The sequence below is a fragment of the Vibrio sp. 1CM24A genome, assembly GCF_023161725.1.
Classification (GTDB): domain Bacteria; phylum Pseudomonadota; class Gammaproteobacteria; order Enterobacterales; family Vibrionaceae; genus Vibrio; species Vibrio coralliirubri.
This window is the reverse complement of sequence record NZ_JALNTS010000011.1, coordinates 117,239-129,114: the sequence shown is the minus strand read 5'-3', so window position 1 is coordinate 129,114 and position 11,876 is coordinate 117,239. Positions and strand designations below refer to the sequence as shown.

Genomic DNA, 11,876 nt, shown 5'->3' with positions numbered 1-11,876 from the left:
AAGAAAGAAATACAATTTACAAGTCACCGATTTTAGGGTGTGTTTAGCTGATGGTAAGCATCAGCTATACACTTAGCCGAAAATTTATTATCAAATGGAACAGTATAACATTGCTCGTTAGCTAGAATTTTTTCCATATGTATGGGTAAGTCACTTTCTGTAGAAATTACGGATTGATTATCACCAACAATTTCATAGATACCACCCGAGCAATTCGTAGTAAGTATTGGTTTTTCAAGGGCTATCGCTTCTATCAATACCGTAGGTAGCCCCTCGAAATCAGAGGTTAACACTAAGCCTTTAGAATGCTTTAAATAAGGGTATGGGTTCGCTAAAAAACCGTTAAAAATAACACGCTTTTCAATACCTAGAGCTTTAACTTGTTGCTGAGCTTTCTCTAACAGGCCACCATTTCCAAGTAAGACAAGCTTGACTGATGTGTTAGTCATTTTTGAGAATGCATCAATCAAGCGGTCATGTCGCTTAGCTCGATTGAATCGTCCAATGTGAACAAAATAGTCACCTAAACTATCCACATCAACAGGTTCATCAGCTAAATTTTTAAGCTCTGCTAACTCTGTTGGGTTATAAATAACAGTATTTGAAAATTTAGACTCAAATGATGATTCGTATTCATACTTTGAAGCTTCAGACACAAAAATCAAAGCGTGATTTCTATAAGTAGCGTTTATTTTTCTTTTTATTTGTTTTGTCTTAAGCCAACCCTTCCCGAGTAAAAACGCCGAATGGTATGAACTATGAATTACGTGATGTACTCGCAATGCACTTTCAGACATTATTTTGTCAGCAAGTAACATATTACTCAGTACCAATGCATCTTTTGAGATTTCCTTAGTAATATATGTATCTATGGATTTTGCCACATTTTTCTTATATGAAAGGCGTCTTAACCCTTTTTTAGATACGTTACAAAAATCACTAACGAAGTGTACTCTGTACCCTGTAATGTCATGTTCAACGGCTTTTTCTATAGCGACAATATGGCACTCATAACCTTGATATTTTTCCATTGCCTTATAAAGGTTAAGCACAAACTTCTCAGCTCCACCGCCTCGCAAAGCTGATATTACAAAAACCATCTTTTTTATCAAAACATTGCCTCTAAGCGTTTATTTAAGTCTAAAAAACTTTCTTTCCATTGATTATAAATCTCAGCCTGCATCTCAGCTTCATTATCCGTTATTAAAGTTATTCTATGGCAAAAACCTTCAAATCCCATACCAGCACTAGAGTACACCGATAGGACTATTGGTGAGCTTGTAGAACCAAACACTAGCAACTCCAATGGGACTTTACTTTTTATAAACTTTGAAGATGGAAATGCATTTTTATACTTATCTTCATTTTCTCTAGGGTGTACTTTAAAAGCATATGTACAGTTTTGATCTTCAAGGTACTCCGCCATCTTACGATAAATGTCTATATCCTTTCCTGACTCGTTCATACCAGAGATAGAAATAGGTTGAGTTGCAATGATTACATCAGGGATCACTACGTTTGAATGATCCAACTTAAAAATTGAATACAAGAATGTGTTGACGTTATTAGGATCGATGAAGTCTATACGTTGTACTTTGCTTGCAATTTTACTAGGAGCCAATTCAGGGGTTAGTAAATGAATAAATTTACAGCGTCTATCATCTCCAATATAACGTCGACCTTTTTTATTACAAAAAAAACGGTCAGTGAAACTTAGCTCAGTGCCTGTATAATTCGACAACCCGTCTTCTATAACTTCATAAAAGGGGAAAGCTAAACGTATTAGCCTTGAAAGGCGGTTACGATCATTAAATAAAAACAAACGAGTATTTTCGCTTGTGAATGGCTCACTTAATATTTCACTTTCATAAAGCTTATTAGCGGTTCTCTTTTTAAAAAAATCATTTTGATAATTAGCAACAGCAAAGCATTTATGAATAAGTCCCATACCACCACTATATATTTCTTTAAGAAGTTTTTTTCTCCCAATAAACGTCACGGTAATGGTACTGGGTAAGATAGACAAATCGAAGCTTTCAGGATCAAGTCCCTGTTGATCCGTAACAACTATGATTCTACTTTTCTGCTCTATCTCATTTAATGATTTCAATAAAGCAAATAGAAAGTGTCGTAATGTAGAACACAAATACAGGTTCATCACTATTTACTCAACAATCTATCAAAAAATTCCAAATGCTTCTTCACTGTCACTCGTGAACTAAAGCTTTCATCTAGGCGCTTCTTAGCTGCTTCACTCATTGTTGTGCACTTGGCCTTATCTTGTGCGAGCTTGTCCATAGCCTCACCTAACGCTTTGGCGTCACCAGTCGGGACAATATAACCAGTCTCACCATCTACAACGAGTTCAGGAGCGCCACCGGTAGTTGTAACTACTGAGGTTGTGCCATTCGCCATGGCTTCAACAATTGTACGCGGTAGCCCTTCTCCGCTGATCGATGGTTGAACTTGAAAGTCTGCCATACACATGATCGAAGGGATGTCAGTACGATGACCAATGTAGTGAATTCGCTCACTCATAGGGCTCGCTTTCATCTCATCAAAGTGAGGCTCATAGCCACTGCCCGCTAAGATTAAATGGAAATTGGGCGCACTAATGTATTTAGTCGCCTCAAGTAAAACTGAGATGCCTTTACTTGGCCTTACATGTGCTGCAGTAATCGCGACTACATCATCTTCATTCAAACCAAACTCAGAGCGCTCGGTTGGCGGCACCTTGTACCAATCCAATTCATGCCCTTTGTATATGGTAACAACGTTACCTTTGTTCTTCCAAACGCGCTTCACAACGTCTTGTCGCACCGCTTCAGACACACACACAATGCCATCTACTCGAGGGTGAAGCTGAGTTAGGTAAGCACTAGGGTCATGTCGATACAATCCACCAGTGGTGCCTCGATAAACAACTAACTTAACGTCAAAACCAATACACGCAAACGCGGCATTAGGTATCGTTTTTGAGTTGAAAGCATAGCAGATGTCGTAATCATGCGTTTTCAGCTCGTGGCGAATCTTTTTAATGGTGTCAAAACAAACTTTACGCTTTGGGTAACCATCAACGACTCGAATACCGCACTCTTCTAGCTTTGATACATGCTCAGACTCACCTTGGGTCATGATAGTGACTTGGTGACCTTGACGCGCAAGCTCTATAAAAATCGCAGCTTCTGGACGCAAACTATTCCATGCATGTAAGTAAGATGCACAAACTAAAATCTTCATCTCTCGGTTCCTATTTGGCTTGGTCGTTTGAGCGGTCATCTGAGCGGTTTTCAAGAATCCACAAACCGACATATTTATTGAAATTCACTTGAGCGTAAGTCATCGCCATAATGAAGCCGACACTGCCATCCATAAAGCCACGGCGAATGATATACACAAGGAAGAACGTCCATATTGCACGTAATAAAGCTAAAAATAAGCCGTGTGATTTCTTACCTTTGCGATGGTACTTTTGCGATCCAAGCCAAGCGTACTGCGCTGCTTTGTCTAAACCATGACCATAATCGCGATGGGTGTAATGAAGAAGAAACCCCTTCAGTACTCCTGTAGAGCCTTGCTCAGGAACGACGGTCTCGTGAACCTCGTCTAACGTATATCGAGAGCCTTCTCTCTTAAACAGTCTTAATACTGCACGAGCACTGCGGCCATGTTTTAGAGTCGTGCCATAAAGAGTCACTCCCCAAGGCAGTTTGTACGCAGTGTGTTTGATTTGATCTTGTTTTAATAGTTCAACAAGAGCGTCGCTCATCTCTTTATCGAGAGCTTCGTCAGCATCAATTGATAGCACCCAATCACATGTCGCTTTATCTAGCGCTCGCTGTTTTTGCTTACCAAAGCCAGGCCAATCTGTGATTGTTACGTTATCTGTATATTTTTGGCATATTTCAACGGTTGCATCTGTTGAGCCACTGTCTAAAACAATCAGTTCATCGGCAATATCAACAACAGATTTAAGGCAAGTTTCAATTCGGTCTTCTTCATTCTTGGTAATAACAATGACAGACAGGGTATGTTTTCTCATTATTCAGCCCTAGAATTTCCAATAGTTTAATGATTTACGGATTTTAAAGTTACGAATCCAATTTTTTGGCTTGTTATCTTGCCAGCCGCTTTCTAGCACATCAGTAATAGCACTCAGAACTCTCGCTGAGGATTGCCCATCTAAATATGGTGTTATTGACGGGCCGTAATGAGCGATAGCGTTATCTCTTTCTTCATCAGGTAGCAATGCTTGCTTAATTGCTGACTCTAATTGCTCGGCTTGAGTAATGCTAATAAAGCTTGCTTGAGGGTTACGATTATTGACCGTGACAACAGGCTTATTGAGCAACAAAAACTCCTGAAATATCGATGAGTTGTCACACACCATAACATCAGCACGATGTTGCATTTCAATCACTCGGTCATTATCGAAAAACAGAAGGTTATCCCCTTCCAATGCCTGATATTTCGTCCGTGTCTCTTGCTTCATTTTCGGATGAAGAGTCACTAACCATTGCCACTGACTCAGTTGACTGAGGCGCTTAAGCTCTTCATAAACCAACTCTGCACACGATAAGCTTGGCGAAAAAGTGGAAGCGAACAGAATTTGAGGTCTCTCATGACGGTTCTCACTAGCTTGATAATTAAACAAGCTATCTAGCTTCAGCCATCCGGTCTCTTTTACTTGAAAATAGCCGCGCTGTTTAGCTAGTGGTTCCAATGAACTCGTTCTTTCATGGCCTTCTGTGCAATACAAATCAAATAGACCACGCTCAGGATATAAGTTCCCTCGTTTGCTCTCGTTCAAACCGTGAAACACTTGCACCTTCAACCCTGGAATAAATGCAGGAACGCGATCACCGGGCACTAAAACGGCCGAAGGATTAAAGGCAACAGCTTCTGTCAAAGAGACGCTCTGCTCTTGATCCATTAAAAGATGTTCAGAAGCGTCTTCACCAACCAGCAACCACTTAACCTCATGGCCGAGTTGCTTCGCGTAATCATAGAATGGGCGAAGAATAGCAAATGAGTAGTTTTGCTCGACATAGAGCAAGAAACGATAGGATTGATCGGTTTGAATAAGCGATGAGATAGAGTTCACCATTTCCATTTGAAAGTGTAACTAAGCATTTAATTATAACGCTCTTTACTTTCGAGATTGAAGAAAATACTCTTCTGATTACTGAATTTACCCTCTGGTGTCACTGTTCTTATGCTTATACGACTTATATACACTCTTATATTGTCATTGGCCTCTCCACTACTCCTCTATGGGCTTTATAAGAGCAAACCCGGAAAACCAAGTTTCGGTAAGCGCTGGAAAGAACATTTCGGTATTACACCGCAAACTCAAGGTAAAAGCCCTATCTGGATTCATGCCGTGTCAGTAGGTGAATCTATTGCTGCGATACCTATCATTAAACAATTGAAACAGAGAGATCCAAATCAAGCCATCATCGTTACCACGACAACCAGTACGGGTGCAGAGCAGATAGAAAAACTCGGTGATTTAGTCGAACACCGCTACATGCCGATTGATTTTTCTTGGTGTGTACAAGGCTTCTTGAAAGCTGTTCAGCCTAAACAGATGCTAATCATGGAAACGGAATTATGGCCGAACACACTGCACTGCGTCGCGAAAGCTGGGATTCCTATATCAGTACTCAACGCTCGCCTATCTGAGCGCTCGTGCCAGCGCTATGCTAAATTCCAATCCGTTTTTAACCTTCTAGCGAAAAACCTTTATCAAGTACTCTGCCAATATCCTAGTGATGCAAAACGCTTCGTAAGGCTAGGATTAGATAAAGCATCAGTGCATGTGACGGGCTCAATCAAGTTTGATATTGAAGTCTCTTCTGAACAAGTAGAAAAAGGTAAAGCTTTGAGGGAGCAAGTCGGCTTTCATCGTGATGTCTGGATTGCTGCGAGCACTCACCAAGGTGAAGATGAAATTGTTTTAGATGCCCATAGGCAACTTCTTAAAGACAACCCTAGTGCGCTACTGATGATCGTGCCTCGCCACCCAGAGCGATTTAACCAAGTGTCTGAGCTAGCTCAAGAGCACGGCTTTAACACTATCACTCGAACGAGTCAGCAACCAATAACGCCTGATGTTGAAGTCTATATAGCAGATACGATGGGAGAAATGTTGGTACTACTCGGTGGCGCTGATGTCTGTTTTATGGGAGGAAGCCTTGTTGGAGATAAAGTAGGAGGTCATAACCTGCTAGAGCCAGCAGCTCTGCAATTGCCTCTACTGAATGGCCCTAGTTACTTTAATTTTAGCGAGATTACCGACAAACTGCTTGAAGCTCACACTGTCACCATTTGTCAAAACAGCAATGAAATTGCAGGCCAACTCAAAGAGCTGTTCACCCAACCTAAATTACGTAAAGACAAAGGCTTGGCGGCTTATCAAGTGGTTGATCAGAATCGAGGGGCATTGGATAAAACCTTGCAGCACATTCTTGGCTAACAACGATTTGACTTAATTAGTCTTGATAGCCTTTTAACAACGGCTCCCAATCCGACTCTTGCCATTGAATCTGGCGCTTGTTCACTTCTTTTAGGAACGAGCGCTTTAAGCGATTCAAGTTGCCTTCTTTCCAGTCATCACCCGCTTGATGCCCACACTTGTCAAAATCAATGATCCACACCCTTTGCGAGTCATCAAGTAAGATATTATGAATGTTGAGATCGGTATGATTAACCCCAGCATCATGCATCTTGCGTACCTCTTGGCCAATTCGACGATAAACATCCGCATCTATTGGATCAGAAACCAAGACATCAACCAAATCTTTCGCATTGGGAATCCGTTCCGACATCAGATCAGCACGATAAAATAGTCCACTTTTCGTCGCCCGAGCGGCAATAGGCCTAGGTACATTCACACCTGCGTTTGCCAATGCCTTGAGAACATTAAGCTCCATCGCACAGCGCGTGCTTTCCCAATCAGAGAAACGATATTGGTCTTCGACTAACTTCCCAAACAAGCCGCCACGGCGATAATGGCGCAATGCAGCCTGTATTCCATCAAGCTGAATAAACCAGGTGGTACCACGCCCCTGTGCACTCCCTGAAATAGCCTCACGTTGCTGCCAGTATTCAGCCTCAAAGATCTGAACCATCTCACACTCCGGCACTTGCTCCAGAAGTTCAGGGTCATACCAAATTGTTTGGTTCTTAGTGCTAATCGTTTCCATCTATGAGGCCTTTGGGTCGCTTTTCGTCATTGCTATTTTACAACTAATGCGAGTATCTGCATAATCCTGATGTTATTCACTTTTTTCGGGCACTTTATGTCACTGTTCTCAACTGCACCTCAATCTCTTTGCATACTTCGCCTCTCCGCGATTGGCGATGTTTGTCATGCTATTTCTGTGGTTCAAGCCATCCAGAAGCAGTGGCCTGAAACGAAAATCACTTGGATAACTGGTAAAATTGAAGCCATGCTGATCGGCGACTTGCCAGGTATTGAGGTAATTGTTTTCGATAAGAAACAAGGCTTCAAAGGAATGCGTGAATTATGGCGCCAACTGTCTGACCGTAAATTTGACGCACTGCTACACATGCAAGCCGCACTCAGAGCCAGCATGCTTTCCTGGGGAATAAAGGCGAAGTGTAAGGTCGGATTTGGCAAAAACCGTACTCGTGAAATGCAGTCACTCTTTACTAATCGCCATCTACCTATTTCAGACAAGTTTCATGTATTAGATAACTTTGCGGAATTTGCTCGCTACATTGGTGTCCCCTTCGATAAGCCTCAATGGGATATCCCTTTAACATCAGAGGATGAGCAACTCGCAATCAACACCATGTCAAACAAACCGACTCTGGTTATCTCCCCTGCTGCTAGTAAAGATTCACGTAATTGGTTAACAGAACGGTACGCCGCTATTGCCGATTATGCTGTCGAACAAGGCATGCAAGTGGTGCTTTGTGGCTCTCCTGCCCCAAGAGAAGTAAACCTTGGTAAGGACATCGAAAAATTATGTCAGTCGCCAGTCACTAACTTGATTGGCAAAACGAACTTGAAGCAGCTGACTGCCGTACTGAAACATGCAACTGTGGTATTGGCACCTGATACTGGCCCAGCCCACTTGGCAACTACGCAGTCAACGCCGGTCATCGGCTTGTACGCACACAGCGATCCTCGTAGAACAGGACCTTACAACGATCTCGATATCGTAGTGAGTGTTTATCAACAGCATGTAGAAGCACAGCAAGGTAAACCAGTCGAAGATCTTCCATGGGGAACCCGTGCGAAGGGCGATGATTTGATGAAAGATATCACACTCGACATGGTAAAGCAGAAACTCGATAGAGCCTTAAGCTCCATTAAAACACCAAGCAAGGACAGCTAATATGACCACACACGTTATCTACCCAGGAACTTTCGATCCGGTCACCAATGGTCACCTTGATATTATCGTCCGTGCCGCGAGCATGTTTGACCATATCACTGTTGGAGTAGCAGCGAGTCCAAGTAAAAAAACCATGTTTGAGTTAGAGGAGCGAGTAGATCTGGTGCGGGATGCAGTGGCTCACCTACCTAACGTATCCGTGGAGGGATTTTCTGGGTTACTGGTCAATTTTGCGAAGCAACAGAAAGCGAACGTATTGGTACGTGGCCTAAGAACAACCATGGATTTTGAATACGAGTTCGGTCTCACGAGCATGTACCGAAAACTCCTACCCGGCCTTGAAAGCGTGTTCCTTACCCCTTCAGAAGAATATGCCTTCCTCTCTTCAACCATTGTTCGTGAAGTCGCTATACACGGCGGGGATATTAGTCAGTTTGTGCCACAAAAAGTATCAGACGAAATCACAATAAAAACAGCGAAGTAGTTCTCTTTACCTACACAAAAAAACAAACATAGCGCTAAAAGTTGTAGTAGATGTAATACCAACCTTAAAAACTTCTCAGGACAAAGTTATGGTATCAACAAAGGTTCCGTATTCAAGATCAAGGCGTTGATAAGGTCATGTATCAAGCTACTTCGTGGTAGTCCTTCATTGAAATGAATCCATTTTCCTCTAGCGTTAGAGTGAATTGCTCTTTCTACAGCTAGAATCTCTTAGAAAAAAGAACAACCATTACAATAAATCTAAGTGAGTGATAACATATCGCCCCTATATAAAAATACATACAGTTTATGAAAGCATACTGCATTACTTTAAACGGCAATGATAGCCGACAAATATCAACAGCTAACGCTCTCAAAAGCGTTCAGGTTGATTTTGATTTTTTTATAGGAGTAGATGCGCGTACTGATGAACATCGTTTACTAACTAAAATTCACGACAAGAAATTTTTATACAATATGGGTAGGGCTCATGCTCCCGGTGAAGTCGGATGCTATGCAAGTCATTATCTTATCTGGCAAAAATGTGTAGAACTCAATGAACCCATACTAGTATTCGAAGATCATATTGCTCTTAACGCTGACGTATTTCTTAACACCTTAAATATTACTACACAACATATTGAGCAATGTGGCTTCATTCGCCTGCAAGACAGCAAAAACAAACTATTCTACTCAGTTGATAAGTACGATACTCAACAACTTGTAAAGTACTTAAAAGTCCCTCAAGGAACTGCTTGCTACGCAATATCTCCAAATGCTGCGCAAGCTTTCATTGAAAATAGTTCAACTTTCAAATACCCAGTTGATGTGTTTTTGAGAAATACATGGGTTCACAAACAACCGATGTTCGGTGTCTGCCAAGCCGGCTTACAGCGAAGCCAACAACCGTCTATTATTGGTAACCGTAAGCATAAAGGTAAAAAAAATTACTTCGTAGCAATCATGAAAATTTTAAACAAAGTAAAAAGCATGGTACTTAATCTAGCTACAAATATTTTTCACTTTTTTAGCCTAAGCAAAGAATACAGTCCTAAATTAAAATGATGAAAAAAATAGCGCTCATTGAGCGCTATTTTTAATTCAAGGCTTATCAATTACTACAGCGAGTAATAAGCTTTATACCAATCCGCGAAAGCTTTTGCTCCTTCTTGGATCTTAACTTGAGGCTTGTAACCAACCGCTTCAAATAAATCTTCCGTATCAGCGTAAGTCGCGTACACATCACCTGGCTGCATTGGCATGAAGTTCTTTTTCGCTTCAATACCTAGGGCGCCTTCTAATGCTTCGATGTAGTCCATTAATTTAACTGGGCTACCATGGCCGATATTAAACACTCTGTATGGTGCTGAACTGGTTGCTGGAGAGCCTTGCTCTACTGTCCAATCTGGCTGTTTAGCTGGAACTCGGTCTTGCACACGAATAATACCTTCAACAATGTCATCGATATAAGTGAAGTCGCGCATCATGTCGCCATTGTTGTAAATGTCGATCTCTTTGCCCGCTACAATTAAGTTCGCAAACTTGAACATCGCCATATCAGGACGGCTCCAAGGGCCGTAGACGGTAAAGAAACGAAGGCCTGTCGTCGGTACATCGTATAAATGAGAATAGGTGTGTGCCATTAACTCATTCGACTTTTTCGTCGCTGCGTACAATGAGATTGGGTGGTCAACACTGTCTGCCGTGTGGAATGGCATTTTCTGGTTCAAGCCATAAACAGAGCTTGATGAAGCGTAAACCAGGTGTTCAACCTTGTTGTGGCGACAGCCTTCAAGAATAGCTAGGTGACCGACAAGGTTACTATCGGCATACGCCATCGGGTTATCAATTGAATAACGAACGCCAGCTTGCGCCGCTAAATGAATAACACGGTCAAATTTTTGTTCAGCAAACAGCGTTGCCATGCCTTCTCTATCAGCAAGGTCCAGCTCGATAAAGGTTAGGTTTTCATGCTCAATACGCTTTAGACGATCATGTTTCAAAGAGACTTCGTAGTAGTCATTCAAGTTATCAATACCGACAACCTCATGTCCTGCTGCACATAGTCGCTCTGAAACTGCAGAGCCAATAAACCCGGCAACGCCAGTTACTAAATATTTCATTCTACTATTCTCAATTCATATCATTAGTGTAATTGTAGCTACTAGCCTGCCTATCTACTAGCGTAAAAAAGTGAACATAAGTTCAGTTTTTTTATACTTGGCACTCTTCACAATAAAACGTGTTCCTCTGCCCTATTTTTAGCTCTTGAATCAGAGCTTCACAATTAGGGCACTTTTCACCAGCTTTACCATAAACCTGAAGTTCTTGGGCAAAATACCCCGGCTTGCCATCTGCTTGTGCGAAATCTTTTAAGGTAGTACCGCCTTGTTTAATGGCGGTGGCGAGCACTTGTTTGATCTCTTTGGTCAACAAGGCCCACTCTTCTTTTGTCACTTTACTTGCAGGGCGCAAAGGGCTAATACGTGAAGCAAATAGCGCTTCGTTGGCGTAGATATTTCCGACACCCACTACCACTTTGTTGTCCATAATGAATTGCTTAACGGCGACTTTACGTTTTTCTGCCTTCTCAGCTATGTAGTCGGCATTGAAGTCGTCAGTGAGCGGCTCAGGACCAGATCCCAGTAACACAGAATGAATTTCATCAGGCGCCGACCATAGCCACGCGCCAAAGCGGCGAGGGTCGTTGTAGCGCAGAACCTTGCCGTTAGTGAGTTTAAGATCCACGTGATCGTGCTTGGCTGCTGGGAAGTCAGCATCTAATACGCGCAGTGAGCCAGACATACCAAGGTGAACAATGGCAGTGCCAATATCCGTTTCAATCAATAGGTACTTTGCGCGACGCGAGATAGAGCGAATCACCTGCCCTTCTAACTGCTTAAGCTCTTGAGGGATATCCCAACGCAGCTTCGGCGTGCGAAAGGTAAGCGTTTTAATGGTCTCACCGACTAAATGAGGCGAGATCCCCATTCTGCTTACTTCGACTTCGGGTAATTCAGGCAT

12 protein-coding genes are annotated in these 11,876 nt (G+C 42.1%); 4 read left to right on the top strand and 8 right to left on the bottom strand.

Annotated elements, in window-relative coordinates; genetic code table 11:
• Positions 1–32 precede the first annotated feature (32 nt).
• Genes MSG38_RS21495 through MSG38_RS21475 form a run of 5 tightly spaced genes read right to left on the bottom strand, consistent with a single transcriptional unit; the run spans position 33 to position 5,083 of the window.
• Positions 33–1,112, bottom strand: coding sequence for a glycosyltransferase (locus tag MSG38_RS21495; RefSeq protein ID WP_248402555.1), 1,080 nt, complete (start codon positions 1,110–1,112; stop codon positions 33–35).
• Complete coding sequence (locus MSG38_RS21490; RefSeq protein WP_248402581.1) at positions 1,109–2,158, bottom strand: glycosyltransferase family 52; 1,050 nt, start codon at positions 2,156–2,158, stop codon at positions 1,109–1,111. Before MSG38_RS21490 ends, MSG38_RS21495 begins: the two co-directional genes overlap by 4 nt.
• 2 nt (positions 2,159–2,160) lie before the next feature.
• Entirely contained in the window at positions 2,161–3,240 is a 1,080-nt protein-coding gene (locus tag MSG38_RS21485) for a glycosyltransferase family 4 protein (protein WP_248402554.1), read from the bottom strand.
• Between the two features lie 10 nt (positions 3,241–3,250).
• A complete protein-coding gene (locus MSG38_RS21480) occupies positions 3,251–4,042 on the bottom strand; it encodes a glycosyltransferase family 2 protein (RefSeq protein ID WP_010433802.1) in 792 nt (263 codons plus the stop codon).
• A 9-nt stretch (positions 4,043–4,051) separates the two neighbouring features.
• Complete coding sequence (locus tag MSG38_RS21475; RefSeq protein WP_248402580.1) at positions 4,052–5,083, bottom strand: UDP-N-acetylglucosamine 2-epimerase; 1,032 nt, start codon at positions 5,081–5,083, stop codon at positions 4,052–4,054.
• Between the two features lie 132 nt (positions 5,084–5,215).
• Between MSG38_RS21475 and waaA the strand changes: the two genes are divergently transcribed.
• Complete coding sequence (gene waaA / locus MSG38_RS21470; protein WP_248402553.1) at positions 5,216–6,478, top strand: lipid IV(A) 3-deoxy-D-manno-octulosonic acid transferase; 1,263 nt, start codon at positions 5,216–5,218, stop codon at positions 6,476–6,478.
• A gap of 16 nt (positions 6,479–6,494) precedes the next feature.
• Here the strand turns inward: waaA and MSG38_RS21465 are convergent, their stop codons facing one another.
• Positions 6,495–7,208 carry a 3-deoxy-D-manno-octulosonic acid kinase gene (locus MSG38_RS21465; protein WP_248402552.1) on the bottom strand — a complete coding sequence of 238 codons (714 nt, stop codon included), beginning with the start codon at positions 7,206–7,208 and terminating at the stop codon, positions 6,495–6,497.
• Positions 7,209–7,304: 96 nt separating this feature from the next.
• Between MSG38_RS21465 and MSG38_RS21460 the strand changes: the two genes are divergently transcribed.
• From MSG38_RS21460 to MSG38_RS21450, 3 genes are all read left to right on the top strand, one after another.
• A complete protein-coding gene (locus tag MSG38_RS21460) occupies positions 7,305–8,369 on the top strand; it encodes a glycosyltransferase family 9 protein (RefSeq protein WP_248402551.1) in 1,065 nt (354 codons plus the stop codon).
• A gap of 1 nt (position 8,370) precedes the next feature.
• On the top strand, positions 8,371–8,853 hold the full coding sequence (gene coaD, locus MSG38_RS21455; RefSeq protein ID WP_248402550.1) for a pantetheine-phosphate adenylyltransferase: 483 nt from the start codon (positions 8,371–8,373) through the stop codon (positions 8,851–8,853).
• Positions 8,854–9,161: 308 nt separating this feature from the next.
• Positions 9,162–9,917 carry a glycosyltransferase family 25 protein gene (locus MSG38_RS21450; protein ID WP_248402549.1) on the top strand — a complete coding sequence of 252 codons (756 nt, stop codon included), beginning with the start codon at positions 9,162–9,164 and terminating at the stop codon, positions 9,915–9,917.
• Between the two features lie 53 nt (positions 9,918–9,970).
• Here MSG38_RS21450 and MSG38_RS21445 read toward each other — a convergent pair whose 3' ends face one another.
• Positions 9,971–10,975 (bottom strand): NAD-dependent epimerase, encoded by a 1,005-nt coding sequence (locus tag MSG38_RS21445; protein WP_248402548.1) that lies wholly within the window; start codon positions 10,973–10,975, stop codon positions 9,971–9,973.
• A 91-nt stretch (positions 10,976–11,066) separates the two neighbouring features.
• Positions 11,067–11,876, bottom strand: coding sequence for a bifunctional DNA-formamidopyrimidine glycosylase/DNA-(apurinic or apyrimidinic site) lyase (mutM, locus tag MSG38_RS21440; RefSeq protein ID WP_050652093.1), 810 nt, complete (start codon positions 11,874–11,876; stop codon positions 11,067–11,069).